Raw genomic sequence first — 19,607 nt, 5'->3', positions numbered from 1 at the left:
ACTTATGTCAAACAATAAAATCGCTCCATCAATTTTAGCTGCTGATTATGCTAACTTTGCTTCAGAATTAAAACGTATTGAAGAAACAAGCGCTGAGTATGTGCACATCGATATTATGGATGGCCAATTTGTACCTAACATTACTTTTGGTGCAGATGTTGTGGCTAGCATGCGTAAACACAGCAAACTTGTTTTTGATTGCCACTTGATGGTTGTTAATCCAGAACGCTTTGTTGATGCTTTTGCACAAGCTGGTGCTGATATCATGACTGTTCATGCAGAATCAACCCTTCACATTCACGGTGCCCTTCAAAAAATTAAAAAAGCTGGCATGAAAGCTGGTGTTGTTATCAACCCAGGAACACCTGTTTCAGCTATTGAACCTGTTTTGAGCTTGGTTGACCAAGTGCTTATCATGACAGTTAACCCAGGATTTGGTGGTCAAGCTTTCATTCCTGAAATGCTTGAAAAGGTTCAAAAAGTCGCTAAAATTCGTGACGAAAAAGGTTACGATTTTGATATCGAAGTTGACGGCGGTGTGGATAACAAGACTATTAAAGCTTGCTACCAAGCTGGAGCTAATGTCTTTGTTGCAGGATCATATCTCTTTAAAGCTAGCGATTTGACTGCACAAGTAGAAACATTGCGCGTGGCTTTAGATGACTAAGGTAGCTGTATTTGCTGGTGGTCAATTATCAGATTTCTCCACTGGATTTGATGTCTTTGTTGGTGTAGATCGAGGCAGTTTGTTTTTATTAGAAAATAAGCTCCCGCTGGATATTGCAGTTGGTGATTTTGACTCAGTTAGTCAAGATGAACTGCAAGAGATTCAGCATAAGGCAGGTGTTTTTATTCAAGCTAATCCTGAAAAGGACGACACTGACACAGAACTAGCTCTGAAAACTGTTTTTGGGCAGTATCCAAAAGCCCAAGTGACTATTTTCGGAGCTTTTGGTGGTCGAATTGATCATATGATGTCCAATCTCTTTTTGCCTGGGGATCCTGATCTAGCACCATTTATGCGTCAGATAACTTTGCGAGACAAGCAAAACAGCATTCAGTTTTATCCAGCAGGGACTTGCCAAGTTTTGCCAGAAGCCGAAATGACCTATGTGTCTTTCATGGCTGATGGGGATGCGGATTTAACCATTGAAGGAGCTAAATATAATTTGAATGCTAAGAATTTTTTCAAAAAGAAAATCTATTCTAGCAACGAATTTTTAGACCAGCAGCCTATTACAGTTACCTTAGCATCGGGTTATCTTATCGTTATTCAAAGTAAGGATAGGTAATATGTTAGTAATAACTTTATTGTTAGGAGTCATCGGAGTTACTTTGTTGGTTTATCTTTTATCAAAAATTGCAAAGCTAACTGATGATTTATCACAAAAAATGGATGATAATGCAGATAATTTATCTGACCAAGTCTCTTATCAACTTGACTTAGCTCAAAAAGATCAGGTCTTGGCTTTAAATAATCAGCTCAATCGTCTGCAAAATGATTTATACACACAATTAAATGATATTCGCGATGTGCTTCATAAAAGTTTGAATGAGAACCGCGACCGTTCTGACCAACGCCTAGAAATCATTAACCGTAATTTGACAAATTCTGTCAAAGAAATGCAAGCGTCTAATGAAAAACGCTTAGAAGAAATGCGTCAGACCGTTGAAGAAAAACTAGAGCAGACCTTGCAGAATCGTTTGAAAGCTTCCTTTGAGACAGTGTCGAAACAATTAGAATCTGTTAACCAAGGTTTGGGTGAGATGAAAACGGTCGCTCAGGATGTTGGTAGCTTGAACAAAGTGCTTTCTAATACGAAAACACGTGGTATTCTCGGTGAATTGCAATTAGGGCAAATTATCGAAGATATTATGACGCCAAGTCAGTACGAACGTGAAGTTCCAACTGTTTCTGGCTCAAGCGAACGCGTTGAATATGCTATTAAGCTTCCTGGAGTCGAAGATGATGGTTATGTTTATTTGCCAATCGATTCAAAATTCCCACTTGAAGATTATTATCGCCTAGAAGATGCTTATGAAAGTGGTGATAAGGAACAAGTTGAACTTTATCGTAAGTCACTTCTAAATAGCATCAAACGTTTTGCTAAAGATATCAATAAAAAATACTTAAATCCACCCGAGACAACTAATTTCGGTATCATGTTTTTACCGACAGAAGGCTTGTATTCAGAAGTGGTTCGTAATGCTAGCTTCTTTGATAGCTTGCGACGTGATGAGAATATTGTTGTGGCAGGTCCATCAACGCTATCAGCTCTATTAAATTCGCTTGCTGTCGGATTCAAAACTCTTAATATTCAGAAAAATGCGAACGATATCAGCAAGATTCTAGGGAATGTTAAGGTGGAATTTGAGAAATTTGGCAACATGCTTGTTAAAGCTCAAAAACAAATTAACACTGCAAATAATACCTTGGATAGCTTGATTTCCACACGAACAAATGCAATTATCCGTGCGTTGAATACAGTAGAATCTTACCAAGATCAAGCGACGAAAAGCTTGCTTAACCTCCCACCATTAGAAGAAGAGGACAATCATGAAAATTAGTCAAATGAAAAAAGACGAACTCTTTGAAGGGTTCTACTTGATAAAATCTGCAGAACTTCGTAAAACAAGAGCTGGTAAAGATTACATCGCTTTTACCTTCCAAGATGATAGTGGTGAAATCTCAGGAAATCTTTGGGATGCTCAGCCTTATAACGTTGAAGAATACACTGCAGGTAAAGTTGTTTATATGAAAGGACGTCGTGAGGTTTATAATGGGACACCTCAAGTGAACCAAATTACGCTACGTAATACACGAGAAGGTGAACCAAATGACCCACGTGATTTCAAAGAAAAATCACCTGTTGATGTGCTTGATGTTAAAGAATATCTTGAACAGATGATGTTTAAAATTGAAAATGCGGTTTGGCAACGTGTGGTTCGTGCACTCTATCGCAAATATGACGAAGAATTCTTTACGTATCCAGCTGCTAAAACTAATCACCATGCTTTTGAGTCAGGCTTAGCCTATCATACAGCAACTATGGTTCGTTTGGCAGATGCGATTGGTGATGTCTATCCACAGCTTAATAAGAGTCTTCTTTACGCTGGTATTATGCTTCATGACTTGGCTAAAGTTATTGAATTGACAGGGCCAGACAATACAGAGTACACGGTTCGTGGTAATCTAATCGGTCATATTGCTTTGATTGATGAAGAAATTACAAAAGTTCTGACAGAGTTAAATATTGATGATACGAAAGAAGATGTTATTATTCTCCGTCATGTTGTTTTAAGTCACCATGGTTTACTGGAATATGGTAGTCCAGTTCGTCCACGTGTCATGGAAGCAGAAATTATTCACATGATTGATAATATCGATGCTGAAATGATGATGATGACAACAGCTTTGAGCCGTATTGATGAAGGCGAAATGACAAATCGTATCTTTGCTATGGACAACCGTTCTTTCTATAAACCAAAGCTATAATTAATCGATTTGAAAAATTCTAACCGTGGTTCACCCGCGGTTTTTTAATATAAAAAGGTATCCAGAAGGATACCTTTAATGGTGTACAGTTGTATTATTTATTGCTTCGTATAGATATCTTGGTCGCCATCGCCTTCAGTCAAAGTAAGTTGATTACCGTCTAATTGATAGGTTTTCATATCATCACCGATTAGGATAATCTGTTTGTCAGCATTGATTTTTACTGGATCAATATCAATTTCTCCGTCGTATTCCTTAGTTTCTAATTGGCCAGTTCCATCCTTGATGGTTAAAGTTTTCACTTCATCAAATCTTTCTAAAACATAAGTACCATCCAAAACAGTTGACGGTGCTGCATTAGAAATGTCTGAGCTAGAATAACTAGAGCTAGGAGTTGTTTGGTTTGGTGTTGAAGTAGTTGAAGTTGAACTACTTTCTGTGACAGATGAGCTTGTTGCAGCGGTTTGATTTGAAGGAGTAGCAGCATTTTGTGCCTGGCAAGCTCCTAAAAAAATCGTTAGTAAGAGTAAACCCATTAATTTAAGCAGCTTTTTCATAATTAGACCTCCGTTTTTCACTGATTGCATCGTTGTGCAAATACACTAAGGACCATCAATTAAATAAGAAAATATTATTATTTCACTTTATGGTATCAAACCGAGATTATCAATTGCTTTATCATTTATAGCTGTCTCTTCTTACCACTATTATATCATCGGAGATTTTTACTGTAAAAGGATAATGCTTACTATGCTGTTATGATGGCTTTTTTTCGCATTTTAAGAGAGCTTATTAAAGTTATAAATTGCGTTAAATAACACAATATTTTAATGTTACGCTCTCAAGAATCCCTTTACATTAGGAAAAAACATAAAAAACATATATTTTTTTGTTAAAATGTTCGTTTTTTTCGTCTTCTTATGTTATAATAACAAAAACAGATACTAAAAAATGGAGAAATTATGAAATTACGACGTAGTGAACGCATGGTTGTCATCTCCAACTATTTGATTAATAACCCTTATAAGTTGACAAGTTTAAATACTTTTGCTGAAAAATACGAAGCAGCAAAATCTTCTATTTCTGAAGATATTGCCATCATTAAAAAAGCTTTTGAAGAATCTGGCATTGGTGAAATTGAAACTGTCACAGGGGCAAGTGGAGGTGTCATTTTTACACCAGGAATCTCTGAAGAAGAAGCAAGATCGGTTATTGAAGACTTACGTGATAGTATGTCAGAAAGTAATCGTATCCTTCCAGGTGGTTATATTTACTTATCAGACTTGCTAAGTACCCCACGCATTTTACAAAGTGTAGGGCGTATTATTGCTAATGCCTTTAAAGGACACAAGATTGATGCTGTTATGACAGTTGCTACAAAAGGTGTGCCATTAGCTAATGCCGTAGCTAACATCTTAAATGTACCTTTTGTTATTGTTCGCCGAGACCTTAAAATTACTGAAGGTTCTACAGTTTCTGTCAATTACGCAAGTGGATCAAGTGATCGTATTGAAAAGATGTTCTTGTCAAAACGTAGCTTGAAACCAAATAGCCGAGTGTTGATTGTTGATGACTTCCTTAAAGGTGGTGGTACAATTTCGGGTATGGTTAGCCTTTTGACAGAATTTGATAGTACATTAGTTGGTGTTGCTGTCTTTGCTGAAAACGCACAAGAAAAACGTGACCGCATGAACTACAAATCATTGCTAAAAGTTTCAGAAATTGACGTTAAAAATAATCACGTTAAAGTAGAACTTGGTAATATCTTTGACAAATAATCAGAAAGAGGCGATAGCCTCTTTTTTGTATCTCCGAAAATAATGTTTTAAAACAGGAAAACAAGCGAAATCAGTTGACATCTTACCAGTCTTATGGTACTATTGTAAACGGTACTTTTTACTTTTGGTCTCTCCAGAGTGTACAGAGACGTGCTGACAAATGTTGCAAAGTACACATTTTAGATAGGGACTGTCACCAAGCGCCCTATCAACCAAAATAAAAATCTTACAGGAGAAAAGTAGATGCCTACAATCAACCAGTTGGTACGTAAACCACGTAAATCTAAAGTTGAAAAATCTAAATCACCAGCTCTTAACGTTGGTTATAACAGCCACAAAAAAGTTCAAACTAACGTATCTTCACCACAAAAACGTGGTGTTGCAACACGTGTTGGAACAATGACACCTAAAAAACCTAACTCAGCCCTTCGTAAATTCGCTCGTGTACGTTTGAGCAACCTTATCGAAGTTACTGCATACATCCCAGGTATCGGACACAACCTTCAAGAACACAGTGTTGTTCTTATTCGTGGTGGACGTGTAAAAGACCTTCCAGGGGTACGTTACCACATCGTTCGTGGTGCACTCGATACTGCAGGTGTTGCTGATCGTAAACAAAGCCGTTCTAAATACGGTGCTAAACGTCCTAAAGGATAATAAGAAGGGAGATAAGAAAGAATGAGTCGTAAAAATAGAGCGCCAAAACGCGAAGTATTGCCAGATCCATTATACAATTCACAACTTGTAACACGTCTTATCAACCGTGTTATGCTTGATGGTAAACGTGGTACTGCTGCATCAATCGTATATGATGCATTTGAACAAATTAAAGAAGCTACTGGAAACGATGCACTTGAAGTATTCGAAACAGCTATGGAAAACATCATGCCTGTTCTTGAAGTACGTGCTCGTCGCGTCGGTGGTTCTAACTACCAAGTCCCAGTTGAAGTTCGTCCAGAACGTCGTACAACTCTTGGACTTCGTTGGTTGGTAAACGCATCACGTGATCGTGGTGAACACACTATGAGAGATCGTCTTGCAAAAGAAATCCTTGATGCTGCTAACAACACTGGTGCTTCAGTTAAAAAACGTGAAGATACACACCGTATGGCAGAAGCAAACCGTGCATTCGCACACTTCCGCTGGTAATCTGCAAGATAATGATACATTACTTCGAATGCATTTAACTTGTTTTACTACTGACATTCGAAATTGGCTTAATCAAAATTTATTTCTGCTTAGGTTGTATCAAATTTAATAAAACATCTTTAGAACGGGTAGGTCCTGCCTATCCGTTCTAAAAGTATGTTATAATAAAGTAGTAAACTAAATTTATAATAGGAGAAAAAAATGGCTCGCGAATTTTCACTTGAAAAAACTCGTAACATCGGTATCATGGCTCACGTCGATGCTGGTAAAACAACAACAACTGAGCGTATTCTTTACTATACTGGTAAAATCCATAAAATCGGTGAAACACACGAAGGTGCTTCACAAATGGACTGGATGGAACAAGAGCAAGAACGTGGTATCACAATCACTTCTGCCGCTACAACTGCACAATGGAAAGACTACCGCGTAAACATCATCGACACGCCAGGGCACGTGGACTTCACAATCGAAGTACAACGTTCACTTCGTGTTCTTGATGGTGCGGTTACAGTTCTTGACTCACAATCAGGTGTAGAACCTCAAACAGAAACAGTTTGGCGTCAAGCTACTGAATACGGTGTTCCTCGTATCGTATTCTCAAACAAAATGGACAAAATCGGTGCTGACTTCCTTTACTCAGTAAGCACACTTCACGATCGTCTTCAAGCTAACGCTCACCCAATTCAATTGCCAATCGGTTCTGAAGATAGCTTCCGTGGTATCATTGACTTGGTTCGTATGAAAGCTGAAATCTACACTAACGACCTTGGTACAGATATTCTTGAAGAAGACATCCCAGCTGAATACGTAGATCAAGCTAACGAATACCGTGAAAAATTGATCGAAGCAGTTGCTGAAACTGATGAAGAATTGATGATGAAATACCTTGAAGGTGAAGAAATCACTGAAGCTGAATTGAAAGCTGCTATCCGTAAAGCAACTATCAATGTTGAATTCTTCCCAGTCCTTTGTGGTTCTGCCTTCAAAAATAAAGGTGTTCAAATGATGCTTGATGCGGTTATCGACTACCTTCCAAGCCCACTTGACATCCCTGCAATCAAAGGTGTTAACCCAGATACAGATGAAGAAGAAGAACGTCCAGCTTCAGATGACGAACCATTTGCAGCCCTTGCGTTCAAGATCATGACTGACCCATTCGTAGGTCGTTTGACATTCTTCCGTGTTTACTCAGGTGTATTGAACAGCGGTTCTTACGTTCTTAACACATCTAAAGGTAAACGTGAACGTATCGGACGTATCCTTCAAATGCACGCTAACCACCGTAACGAAATCGAAACAGTTTACGCTGGTGATATCGCCGCTGCTGTTGGCTTGAAAGATACTACAACTGGTGACTCATTGACTGATGAAAAAGCTAAAGTTATTCTTGAATCAATCGATGTTCCAGAACCAGTTATCCAATTGATGGTTGAACCTAAATCTAAAGCTGACCAAGATAAAATGGGTATCGCTCTTCAAAAACTTGCTGAAGAAGATCCAACATTCCGTGTTGAAACTAACGTTGAAACTGGTGAAACAGTTATCTCTGGTATGGGTGAACTTCACCTTGACGTCCTTGTTGACCGTATGAAACGTGAATTCAAAGTTGAAGCTAACGTAGGTGCTCCACAAGTATCATACCGTGAAACATTCCGTCAAGCTACTCAAGCACGTGGATTCTTCAAACGCCAATCTGGTGGTAAAGGTCAATTCGGTGATGTTTGGATTGAATTTACTCCAAATGAAGAAGGTAAAGGATTCGAATTCGAAAATGCTATCGTCGGTGGTGTGGTTCCTCGTGAATTCATCCCTGCAGTAGAAAAAGGTCTTCAAGAATCTATGGCTAACGGTGTTCTTGCTGGTTACCCAATGGTTGACGTTAAAGCTAAACTTTACGATGGTTCATACCACGATGTCGACTCATCTGAAACAGCCTTCAAGATCGCTGCATCACTTGCACTTAAAGAAGCTGCTAAAACTGCACACCCAGTTATTCTTGAACCAATGATGCTTGTTACAATCACAGCTCCAGAAGAAAACCTTGGTGACGTTATGGGTCACGTTACAGCGCGTCGTGGACGTGTTGATGGTATGGAAGCTCACGGTAACAGCCAAATCGTTCGTGCCTTCGTTCCACTTGCTGAAATGTTCGGTTACGCAACAGTTCTTCGTTCTGCAACTCAAGGACGTGGTACATTCATGATGGTATTTGACCACTACGAAGACGTTCCTAAATCAGTTCAAGAAGAAATCATCAAGAAAAATTCTGGTGAATAATTACTGTTAAAAAGGATGCTCAAATGAGCGTCCTTTTTTGTAATGAAAACGGTAATAATATTTGCAATTTTAGCGAAATAGTTATATAATAAAAGCGTTGAAAGGTTGATTTGTACCTACGTAAGTTAATCTTTTCACAATTGTCTAAAAGGGAAACCTTTTAAAATAAAAATTTTTTTTGATTTTCATAAGGAGGAAATCACTAATGGTAGTTAAAGTTGGTATTAACGGTTTCGGTCGTATCGGTCGTCTTGCATTCCGTCGTATCCAAAACGTTGAAGGTGTTGAAGTAGCTCGTATTAACGACCTTACTGACCCAGCTATGCTTGCTCACTTGTTGAAATACGATACAACTCAAGGTCGTTTCAATGGTGATGTTGTTGTTAAAGATGGTGGTTTTGAAGTTAACGGTCAATTCGTTAAAGTTTCTGCAGAACGTGACCCAGAACAAATCGACTGGGCTAACGATGGTGTAGAAATCGTTCTTGAAGCAACTGGTTTCTTTGCAACTAAAGCTGCTGCTGAAAAACACTTGCACGAAGGTGGAGCTAAAAAAGTTGTTATCACAGCTCCTGGTGGATCAGATGTTAAAACAATTGTATTTAACACTAACCACGAAATTCTTGATGGTACTGAAACAGTTATCTCAGCTGGTTCATGTACAACAAACTGTCTTGCACCAATGGCTGATACTTTGAACAAATCATTCGGTCTTAAAGTTGGTACAATGACTACAGTTCACGGTTACACTGGTGACCAAATGACTCTTGACGCACCACACCGTAAAGGTGACTTCCGTCGCGCACGTGCTGCTGCTGAAAACATCGTTCCTAACTCAACTGGTGCTGCTAAAGCTATCGGTCTAGTTATCCCTGAATTGAACGGTAAACTTCAAGGTCATGCTCAACGTGTACCAGTTCCAACTGGATCACTTACTGAACTTGTTTCAGTTCTTGACAAAAAAGTAACTGTTGAAGAAATTAACGCTGCTATGCAAGCTGCTGCAACTGAATCATTCGGTTACAACACTGACCCAATCGTTTCAAGTGATATCGTAGGTATCTCATTCGGTTCATTGTTTGACGCAACTCAAACAGAAGTAACTGAAGCAGCTGACGGTACTCAATTGGTTAAAACTGTTTCATGGTACGACAACGAAATGTCTTACACTTCACAACTTGTTCGTACTCTTGAATACTTCGCAAAAATTGCTAAATAATCATTGAGTTGATCAGTTAAAGAGAGGATTTATTCCTCTCTTTTTTTGTTTTATTTAAATGATAGAAGTTTTGTACCTAATGTCTCGTGGAAAGTTCTAAAATGAAGTTAGCCACCTAAGGGTATCAAAAAACATCGCAGAGAGATATAATTGTAATCACCACAACAACAATTAGAAAGACTCTGAGATGCAAACCTATTATACACTAAAAAGTAAACATTTAACACTAACTGAACGTAGAATGATTAAACATTGGCCTCAAGAAGGGCTCTCAAATCGTGAAATCGCTAGGAGATTAGCTAAAGCTCCTCAAACCATTCACAACGAAGTCAAACGTGGTCAGGTTAGACAACAAGTGCGTAAAGGAAAATTTGAAGTGATCTACTCAGCTGATTTTGCTCAAAAAGCCTATCAAAACAATCGCAAACGTTCTGTTAAACAAGTCTCCCTAACCAAGGGACTCAAAGAAAAGATAACTCACTACATCGAACAGAAATACTCTCCCGAGATGATGGTAAAGTCAAAAGGGATACCTGTTCCCATCTCCACCATTTACTACTGGATTCATCATGGACACTTAGGATTGACCAAGGCTGATATGCTTTATCCTCGACAAGAGAAAGCTAAGAAAACGCATGCTAGTCCCAATTTTAAGCCAGCTGGAAAGTCTATTGAGGAACGACCAGAAAGCATTAATAAGCGTGAGAATATCGGTGATTTTGAAATTGATACGGTTATTCAAACACGGGCAAAAAACGAGTGTCTGTTGACTCTAACCGATAGAAAGAGTCGTTATCAAATCATTCGACTCATTCCCGATAAGTCCGCGGTTTCAGTCAATCAAGCTCTGAAAGCAATCCTCAAGGATTATCAAATGAACTCTATCACAGCTGATAACGGGGCTGAGTTCAGTCGTTTAGCAGAAGTTTTTGACCCTACTCATATCTATTATGCCCACCCGTATTATTCTTGGGAGCGTGGTACTAATGAGAATCATAATAGACTCATCCGGCGTTGGTTACCTAAGGGAAGCAAAAATGCGACTCAACAACAAGTCGCATTTATTGAAAACTGGATTAACAATTATCCAAAGAAACTATTCAATTATAAATCTCCTAAAGAGTTTTTACAGACTGGCTAATTTGAACTTGAAATTTGGCACCTAATGTCTCGTAGCAGCCAAAGGACAAATTCTATTGATTTAACTACCTCTTTTACAGGTTTTGTGATATAATTAGCATGTATAAAAAATTTATAAGGAGTCCTATCAAATGGCTAAATTGACTGTTAAAGACGTTGATTTGAAAGGCAAAAAAGTTCTTGTCCGTGTTGACTTTAACGTGCCTTTGAAAGATGGCGTTATCACTAACGACAACCGTATTTCTGCGGCTCTTCCAACAATCAAGTACATCATCGAACAAGGTGGTCGTGCAATTCTTTTCTCTCACCTTGGACGTGTTAAAGAAGAAGCTGATAAAGAAGGTAAATCTCTTGCTCCAGTAGCAGCTGATTTGGCAGCTAAACTTGGTCAAGAAGTTGTCTTCCCAGGTGTTACACGTGGTGCTGAACTTGAAGAAGCTATCAATAACCTTAAAGATGGTGAAGTTCTTCTTGTTGAAAACACTCGTTTTGAAGATGTTGACGGTAAAAAAGAATCTAAAAACGATCCAGAACTTGGTAAATATTGGGCTTCACTTGGTGACGGAATCTTCGTTAACGATGCATTTGGGACTGCACACCGTGCACACGCATCTAACGTAGGTATTTCTGCAAACGTTGAAAAAGCTGTTGCAGGTTTCCTTCTTGAAAACGAAATTGCATACATCCAAGAAGCTGTTGAAAAACCAGTTCGTCCATTTATCGCAATCCTTGGTGGTTCAAAAGTTTCAGATAAAATCGGTGTTATCGAAAACTTGTTGAAGAAAGCTGATAAAGTCCTTATCGGTGGTGGTATGACATACACATTCCTTAAAGCACAAGGTATCGAAATCGGTAACTCACTTGTTGAAGAAGATAAACTTGACGTTGCTAAAGAACTTTTGGCTAAAGCTGACGGTAAATTAATCTTGCCAGTTGACTCAAAAGAAGCTAACGCTTTTGCTGATTACACTGAAGTTAAAGATACTGAAGGTGCAGCAGTAGATGCTGGATTCCTTGGTCTTGATATCGGTCCAAAATCTATCGCTAAATTTGACGAAGAATTGACTGGTGCTAAAACAGTTGTTTGGAACGGACCTATGGGTGTGTTTGAAAACCCTGATTTCCAAGCTGGTACAATCGGTGTAATGGATGCTATTGTTAAACAACCAGGCGTTAAATCAATCATCGGTGGTGGTGACTCAGCTGCCGCAGCTATCAACCTTGGTCGTGCTGACAAATTCTCATGGATTTCTACTGGTGGTGGAGCTTCTATGGAACTTCTTGAAGGTAAAGTACTTCCAGGTCTTGCTGCATTGACTGACAAATAATTTTCAACTTTGAGAGTATGAGAGCCCTTTGGGGCTCTTTTTTGTTTTCTATTATAATAGAAAAAAGCACATTCGTATCTAGCGAAAACGATTTAAAATGTGTTAAAATAAAGAAAATATATTGGGTTGTGGGTTATGAAGTATTTGAAAGATCTTTTATCAAATTATAAATTTGATCCGAGTAAGTTTAAGTTAGGAATGCGAACGCTGAAGACAGGTTTGTCTGTCTTCTTGGTTCTCTTATTATTTCATTTATTTGGTTGGGAAGGGCTGCAGATTGGAACGCTGACGGCTGTTTTCAGTTTACGTGAAAGTTTAGATAAAAGTGTTCACTTTGGTTTTTCACGTATTGTTGGAAATAGTGTCGGTGGTTTGCTATCTTTGCTCTTCTTTTTAATTAATCAATTTTTTCACAACGAATTTTGGGTGACTCTGTTTTTTGTTCCAGTATTTACCATGCTTGGCATTATGATTAATGTTTCGATTAATAATAAAGCAGGGATTATTGGTGGAACTTCGGCACTTTTAATTATTACGCTGTCCATTCCTGCTGGGGATACGATTTTGTATGTCTTTGCAAGGGTGTTTGAAACGTTCTGTGGAGTCTTTGTTGCCATACTCGTTAATTCTGATGTAGATATGGTTCGCGAGTGGTTGAAAAATAAAAATGAAAAAAATTGAGTCTCAATGTCATATTTTCTGACATATGGGGTTGACAGTTTAGAATTTTCAGACTATAATAATTGTCGGAAGGAGGTCATCATGAAAGAAAAAGAACTCAGACGTTCCATGGCGGTTTTTCCCATTGGGACAGTAATGAAATTGACCGATTTAACAGCACGTCAGATTCGTTATTATGAGGATCAAGGGTTAATAACCCCAGAACGTACTTCAGGTAACCGTCGTATGTTTTCATTGAACGATATGGATCGATTACTTGAAATTAAAGATTTCCTTGACGAGGGGCTTAATATTGCGGCTATCAAGCGTGAATACGCGGATAGACAAGATAAAGCACTTCAAAAGCAGAAGTCTTTAACTGATGCTGATGTTCGTCGAATCTTACAAGATGAACTCCGAAACCAAGGTCGTTTTTCGACCCCATCACAGTACATTAGCAATTGGCGCATCTAAATAAGCGTCGCTCGGTTATTTCGGTTTTAAAAGGAGACCTAAATTCATGACTATTACAGCAGCTGACATCCGTCGCGAAGTCAAAGAAAAAAATGTTACATTTTTACGCTTGATGTTCTCAGATATCGCTGGGACATTGAAAAACGTAGAAATCCCAGCAACTGATGAGCAACTTGACAAAGTATTGTCAAACAAAGCAATGTTCGATGGATCTTCAATCGAAGGTTTTGTACGTATCAACGAATCTGATATGTTCTTGCACCCAGATCTTGATACATGGACAGTGTTCCCATGGGGTAGTGAAAATGGTGCCGTTGCAGGTTTGATCTGTGATATCTACACTCCTGAAGGTGAACCATTTGCAGGTGACCCACGTGGTAACTTGAAACGTGCGCTTCGCCACATGGAAAAAGTTGGTTTCAAATCATTTAACCTTGGTCCAGAACCGGAATTCTTTTTGTTCAAATTGGATGAAAAAGATGAACCAACTCTTGAAGTAAACGACCGTGGTGGTTACTTCGACCTTGCACCAACTGACCTTGCAGATAACACTCGTCGTGAAATCGTTAATGTTTTGACTGAAATGGGATTTGAAGTTGAAGCAAGTCACCACGAAGTTGCAATCGGTCAACACGAAATTGACTTTAAATATGCTGATGTTTTGAAAGCATGTGATAACATTCAAATTTTCAAACTTGTTGTTAAAACAATTGCTCGTAAACACGGTCTTTATGCTACATTCATGGCTAAACCTAAATTCGGTATCAACGGTTCAGGTATGCACTGTAACATGTCATTGTTTGATTACGATGGAAACAATGCTTTCTTTGATACTGAAGATCCAAAAGGTATGCAATTGTCTGAAACAGCATACTACTTCCTTGGTGGTTTGATGAAACATGCTTATAACTACACTGCAATCATGAATCCAACTGTAAACTCATACAAACGTTTGGTTCCTGGTTATGAAGCACCAGTTTACATCGCATGGGCTGGACGTAACCGTTCACCACTTATCCGCGTACCTGCATCACGTGGAATGGGTACTCGTTTGGAACTTCGTTCAGTTGACCCAACTGCTAATCCATATCTTGCTCTTGCTGTCCTTCTTGAAGCAGGTCTTGATGGTATTGAAAATAAAATTGAAGCACCAGCTCCAGTTGAATCAAATATCTACATCATGACTCAAGAAGAACGTAAAGAAGCTGGAATCCGTGATCTTCCATCAACATTGCACAATGCCGTTAAAGCATTGCAAGATGATGAAGTGGTTAAAGCTGCTCTTGGAAATCACATCTTTACAAACTTTGTGGAAGCTAAGAAAATTGAATGGTCTAGCTATGCGGCCTTTGTTTCACAATGGGAAATTGATAACTATCTAGATCTTTACTAAGAAGTAGTAGTAAGTAAGACAGCTTCTAGCTGTCTTTTTTTTTCCAAAAAATACCATATTCTCATTAGAAAGTTTAAATAAGAGCTATTCTAATTAGATAGAATGTGGTATAATGTGAAGTAAATATTCTGAATAATTAGACTATTTGTATTAATGATAGGAGTAAGAGCTATGAATGAAAGTGCTTTGAGGGCACAGCAGACAACGCTTTGGGATCCATCTTTTGAATCAGATGCCTGTGGGATGGGGTTTGTTGCACAACTCGATGCTGAAGCAAGTCATACTTTGATTGATTATGCCTTGACAATGTTGACACGTATGAATCACCGTGGTGGTACAGGTGCAGAACCTGATACTGGTGATGGTGCCGGAATGTTGCTTGCTTTACCAGATGAATTTTTTCAAGTAAAAGCAAAAGAAGCAGGTTATGATTTACCTAAAAAAGGTGACTACGCTGTTGCACAACTATTTTTACCTCAAGATACTGAGGCTAAAGATAGCCTTCTAGAAGCAGTTAAAGCAGAAATTAAATCAGCTGGTTTTCATGTTTTGATGACTCGTGATGTGCCATTTAATTATGACAATTGTGGTCCAGCGGCACAAGAAATTATGCCAAGTTTTGTTCAAGTTTTTGTTAAAAAACCTGATGATACTAAAGATGGTCGTGATTTTGAAGACAAATTGTTCCGCTTGCGTCGTCAACTTGAAAAGAGCTTTTCATCTGATGAATTCTTCATCTGTTCTCTTTCAAGTAAAACAATTGTGTATAAAGGAATGCTTCACGCTTTCCAAGTAGGGCTCTTCTACCCTGACTTGCAAGATGAACATTTTAAATCACACATTGCATTGACACACTCACGTTTCTCTACTAATACTTTCCCATCTTGGGACCGTGCACAACCGTTCCGTTTCTTAGCGCACAATGGTGAAATCAATACTCTTCGTGGTGCAGAAAACTGGATGCACAGCCACCAGATTGAAGTTTATAATGAAGAAAACTCAGATTCTGCCAAGTTGGAAAACTGTTTAGAGTACCTTTATCGCAATGGTCGTGATATCCCACAAAGTCTTTTGATGATGGTACCAGAAGCTTGGGGTGACGAGTCAGGTCTTTCTGATGACCTTAAAGCATTTTATGAATATGCATCAAGTTTTGTAGCTCCATGGGATGGTCCTGCTGCTCTTGTTTTTACAGATGGTGATATGGTTGGTGCTCGTTTGGACCGTAATGGTCTGCGTCCTAGCCGCTACTCATTGACAAAAGATAATTTCTTGATCTGTTCAAGTGAATCTGGTGTTGTTGACCTTGAACCAAGTCGCGTCATCGAAAAAGGTGTGCTTGGACCTGGTAATATGATGTTGATTGACACAACTTCTGGTAAATTGATGCGTAATGAAGAAGTCAAAGCCTACTATGCTGCACAACATCCATACAAAGAATGGGTTGAAGAAAATATTGCACATCTTAATGACTTTGAAGCTTCAGAATTGACTCAAGAAACTAATGACATTGAAACAATGTGGAAAGCTTACGGATATAATGAAGAAGTTATCCGTACAGTTATTCTTCCAATGTCTGAAAAAGGTGAGGAACCTGTTATTTCAATGGGATTTGATAGCCCACTAGCAGTTCTTTCTAATAAGAGTCAATCTCTTTTCACTTTCTTTAAACAACAATTCGCCCAAGTTACAAACCCACCAATCGATGCGATTCGTGAACAAATTGTCGTTTCAACAAGTGTTTACCTAGGTGGTGATGGTAACTTCAAAGCTGATGGTGCTGATAACTGTGTCAAAGTTAAAATTGATAGTCCAGTTCTTTCAAGCGAAGATTTTGCTAAAATTGCTAACTTGCAAGACGAACGTTACCGTGCAACAACTCTCTCAACAGTTTACGATGTTGTTGAACCATCACATAATCGTTTGCAACGTGCTTTGGAAAATCTTTTCAAAGCAGCTGAAAAAGCTGTTGATAATGGTAGCAAGATTATCATTCTTTCAGACCGCAATGTAAAAGAAAACCAAACAACAATCCCAATGCTTTTGGCTGTTTCTGGTTTGAATAACTACATGGTTGGCAAAGGTAAAGCTAGTCAATTCTCAATCGTTGTGGATACAGCAGAAGCAATTGAAGTTCATCACTTTGCTACTTTGGTTGGTTATGGTGCTGCAGCCGTTCACCCTTATGGTGCTTATGCAACATTGAAAGAATATGGTAAAGATGCAACTGCATTTGAGAAATACCGTAAAGCAGCTGAAAAAGGTATCGTTAAAGTTATGAGTCGTATGGGGATTTCGACAATCCTAGGTTACAAAGGGGCTCAATTGTTTGAAGCAGTTGGTCTTTCAGACTCAGTAGTTAACAAATACTTTACAGGTACAGTAACACGTATCGGTGGATTGTCTCTTGACCAAATTGAAAAAGAATATCTTCAACGTATGGAAGATGCCTTTGGTCCTCGTCGTGGAGACTATTTGCAAAGTGGCGGTATTTACCAATTTAAAGCTGATGGTGAATATCACCTCTTCAATCCACATACAATTTATAATTTCCAACAAGCTGTTCGTAAAGGAGATTACAAACTCTTCAAAGAATACACTGCTGAATTGGATAAAGAAGCCTTGTCAACTCCGACGACACTTCGTTCAATCTGGGAATTTAAATCAGATCGTCCAAAAGTTGACCTTTCTGAGGTTGAACCAGCTGAAGCAATTGTTAAACGCTTCAAAGTTGGTGCCATGAGTTTTGGTTCACTTTCTAAAGAAGCGCACGAAACAATCGCCGAAGCAATGAACTCAATCGGAGCTAAGTCAAACTCTGGTGAAGGTGGCGAAAACCGTAATCGTTTCAAAGTGCAACCAGATGGTCGTAACTTGAACTCTAAGATTAAACAAGTCGCTTCAGGACGTTTTGGTGTCAATGCTGAATACCTTATGTCTGCTGAAGAAATCCAAATCAAGTTGGCACAAGGTGCAAAACCTGGTGAAGGTGGTCAGTTGCCGGGTCAAAAAGTCTTCCCATGGGTTGCTGAAATTCGTGGTGCAACGCCTGGTGTGCGTTTGATTTCACCACCACCTCACCATGATATCTACTCAATCGAAGATTTGGCTCAATTGATTTATGACCTTAAAGCTATCAATCCTTATGCTAAAATCAATGTTAAATTGGTTTCAAGTACTGGTGTTGGTACAATTGCTACAGGTTGTGTAAAAGCTGGTGCTGATAAGGTTGTGATTTCTGGTTATGATGGTGGTACAGGAGCTTCTCCTCGTAACTCTGTTCGTGATGCTGGTCTTCCATGGGAAATGGGATTGGCTGAAGCTCACCAAACATTGTCACTTAACCGTCTCCGTCAACGTATGACTCTTGAAACTGATGGTAAATTAATGACTGGTCGCGATGTTGCCATTGCCACTCTTCTTGGAGCGGAAGAATATTCATTTGCAAGTTTGACATTGATTTCAATTGGTTGTGTCATGATGCGTGTATGTTCGCTTAATACTTGTCCAGTTGGTGTTGCTACTCAAAATCCAGAACTTCGTAAACACTTTGCTGGTAAACCTGAACATGTTATCAACATGATGATGTTTATGGCAGAAGAATTACGTGAATACATGGCTGAACTTGGTTTCCGTTCTGTTGACGAAATGGTTGGACACTCAGAAATCTTGAAAGCTAAATTTGTTCCAAAAGGTAAAGCTAAATCACTTGATTTCTCTCGTATGCTTGGAACAGCTTATCCAATTGAACGTAAGACAGAAGACCCATTTGCTGAAGCACGTCAATGGAAAGAATTGGATGGATTTGCCAAAGCCGCTGTCGATAGTGGTACAAGCGTAACTGTTAAAGAAACAATCAACAATGTTCAACGTGCTGTTGGAGCTCGTATGGCAGGTTGGATGGCTGAACGTTATGGTAACTACTCAGTTGAACCTGGTTTGATTAAGTACGAGTACACTGGTATCGCAGGTCAATCATTTGCAAGCTTTATTACTCAAGGTATGGAATTGACTTTGGTCGGTGAAGCCAATGACTACATTGCTAAATCTATGTCAGGTGGATGTTTAATTGTGAAACCACCACGTGATGCTGCTTATGATATTGAAAATTCACCAATTGTTGGTAACGTTGCCCTCTTTGGTGCGGTCAAAGGTGAAGCTTACTTCGCTGGTCGTGCTGGTGAACGTTTCTGTGTTCGTAACTCAGGTGCGAAAGTTGTTGTTGAAGGTGTTGGAGCTCACGGTTGTGAATACATGACAGGTGGTGTTGCGGTTATCCTTGGTACAACAGGTCGTAACTTCGCTGCTGGTATGAGTGGTGGTGTTGCTTACGTTTACGATGCTGATGGCGATTTTGCTGAAAAAGTTAACCGTCAAATGGTTGACCTTTACAAAGTTGGTGAAACACGTGGTGACGATGTTTTAGTAGATATGATTCAAAAACACTACGAATACACAGGTAGTACTAAAGCTAAACGTTTGCTTGAAAACTGGGCACAAGAAGTTGATAAATTTGTTAAAGTTTACCCAACTGAGTTCCACGAAATCAATAACATTGAGTATGCTCTTGCTAACACTGGTCTAGAAGGTGACGAACTTGAATTGCGTACTTTCGAAATTGCAACTGGTGGTGCAGAAACAGCAGCAGAAAAAGAAGAACTTCTCGCACAAGTAACAGGGGGTAAATAAA

General features: G+C 38.9%; 16 protein-coding genes. 15 read left to right on the top strand and 1 reads right to left on the bottom strand.

What is annotated here, in order from left to right; all coding sequences use genetic code 11:
- Positions 1–4: 4 nt before the first annotated feature.
- The 4 genes from rpe to DQN23_RS07925 are packed head-to-tail and all read left to right on the top strand — an operon-like array spanning position 5 to position 3,496.
- Entirely contained in the window at positions 5–667 is a 663-nt protein-coding gene (gene rpe / locus DQN23_RS07940) for a ribulose-phosphate 3-epimerase (protein ID WP_020917487.1), read from the top strand.
- Positions 660–1,292, top strand: a complete 633-nt coding sequence (locus tag DQN23_RS07935) for a thiamine diphosphokinase (RefSeq protein WP_020917486.1) — start codon at positions 660–662, stop codon at positions 1,290–1,292. Before rpe ends, DQN23_RS07935 begins: the two co-directional genes overlap by 8 nt.
- Before the next feature lies 1 nt (position 1,293).
- Positions 1,294–2,568, top strand: coding sequence for a DNA recombination protein RmuC (rmuC, locus tag DQN23_RS07930; protein ID WP_020917485.1), 1,275 nt, complete (start codon positions 1,294–1,296; stop codon positions 2,566–2,568).
- Complete coding sequence (locus DQN23_RS07925; RefSeq protein ID WP_020917484.1) at positions 2,558–3,496, top strand: 3'-5' exoribonuclease YhaM family protein; 939 nt, start codon at positions 2,558–2,560, stop codon at positions 3,494–3,496. Before rmuC ends, DQN23_RS07925 begins: the two co-directional genes overlap by 11 nt.
- Positions 3,497–3,594: 98 nt before the next feature.
- On the opposite strand, the gene DQN23_RS07920 is transcribed toward DQN23_RS07925, so the two are convergent.
- Positions 3,595–4,053, bottom strand: coding sequence for a DUF3642 domain-containing protein (locus DQN23_RS07920; RefSeq protein ID WP_058814252.1), 459 nt, complete (start codon positions 4,051–4,053; stop codon positions 3,595–3,597).
- Between the two features lie 405 nt (positions 4,054–4,458).
- On the opposite strand from DQN23_RS07920, the gene purR reads away from it, so the two are divergent.
- From purR to gltB, 11 genes are all read left to right on the top strand, one after another.
- Positions 4,459–5,274 carry a pur operon repressor gene (purR, locus tag DQN23_RS07915; protein ID WP_020917482.1) on the top strand — a complete coding sequence of 272 codons (816 nt, stop codon included), beginning with the start codon at positions 4,459–4,461 and terminating at the stop codon, positions 5,272–5,274.
- A gap of 243 nt (positions 5,275–5,517) precedes the next feature.
- A complete protein-coding gene (gene rpsL, locus DQN23_RS07905) occupies positions 5,518–5,931 on the top strand; it encodes a 30S ribosomal protein S12 (RefSeq protein ID WP_003066537.1) in 414 nt (137 codons plus the stop codon).
- A 21-nt stretch (positions 5,932–5,952) separates the two neighbouring features.
- Positions 5,953–6,423, top strand: coding sequence for a 30S ribosomal protein S7 (gene rpsG / locus DQN23_RS07900; protein ID WP_020917480.1), 471 nt, complete (start codon positions 5,953–5,955; stop codon positions 6,421–6,423).
- A gap of 201 nt (positions 6,424–6,624) precedes the next feature.
- A complete protein-coding gene (gene fusA / locus DQN23_RS07895; RefSeq protein ID WP_020917479.1) occupies positions 6,625–8,703 on the top strand; it encodes an elongation factor G in 2,079 nt (692 codons plus the stop codon).
- A gap of 205 nt (positions 8,704–8,908) precedes the next feature.
- Positions 8,909–9,922 (top strand): type I glyceraldehyde-3-phosphate dehydrogenase, encoded by a 1,014-nt coding sequence (gene gap, locus DQN23_RS07890; protein ID WP_020917478.1) that lies wholly within the window; start codon positions 8,909–8,911, stop codon positions 9,920–9,922.
- Positions 9,923–10,109: 187 nt separating this feature from the next.
- Positions 10,110–11,063: an IS30 family transposase gene (locus tag DQN23_RS07885; RefSeq protein ID WP_111713003.1), complete on the top strand. Its 954-nt coding sequence runs from the start codon at positions 10,110–10,112 to the stop codon at positions 11,061–11,063.
- Between the two features lie 130 nt (positions 11,064–11,193).
- Positions 11,194–12,390: a phosphoglycerate kinase gene (locus DQN23_RS07880; RefSeq protein WP_009854982.1), complete on the top strand. Its 1,197-nt coding sequence runs from the start codon at positions 11,194–11,196 to the stop codon at positions 12,388–12,390.
- 135 nt (positions 12,391–12,525) lie between these two features.
- Positions 12,526–13,071, top strand: coding sequence for an FUSC family protein (locus DQN23_RS07875; protein WP_043895123.1), 546 nt, complete (start codon positions 12,526–12,528; stop codon positions 13,069–13,071).
- Between the two features lie 81 nt (positions 13,072–13,152).
- Positions 13,153–13,524: a MerR family transcriptional regulator gene (locus DQN23_RS07870; protein ID WP_111713002.1), complete on the top strand. Its 372-nt coding sequence runs from the start codon at positions 13,153–13,155 to the stop codon at positions 13,522–13,524.
- 46 nt (positions 13,525–13,570) lie between these two features.
- Positions 13,571–14,917 carry a type I glutamate--ammonia ligase gene (gene glnA, locus DQN23_RS07865; RefSeq protein ID WP_020917475.1) on the top strand — a complete coding sequence of 449 codons (1,347 nt, stop codon included), beginning with the start codon at positions 13,571–13,573 and terminating at the stop codon, positions 14,915–14,917.
- Positions 14,918–15,088: 171 nt separating this feature from the next.
- Positions 15,089–19,606 carry a glutamate synthase large subunit gene (gene gltB / locus DQN23_RS07860; RefSeq protein WP_061408633.1) on the top strand — a complete coding sequence of 1,506 codons (4,518 nt, stop codon included), beginning with the start codon at positions 15,089–15,091 and terminating at the stop codon, positions 19,604–19,606.
- Position 19,607 lies beyond the last annotated feature (1 nt).

This window comes from Streptococcus lutetiensis (genome assembly GCF_900475675.1).
Classification (GTDB): domain Bacteria; phylum Bacillota; class Bacilli; order Lactobacillales; family Streptococcaceae; genus Streptococcus; species Streptococcus lutetiensis.
The sequence above is the reverse complement of the archived record's forward strand: the minus strand, read 5'-3'. Positions and strand labels throughout refer to the sequence as shown.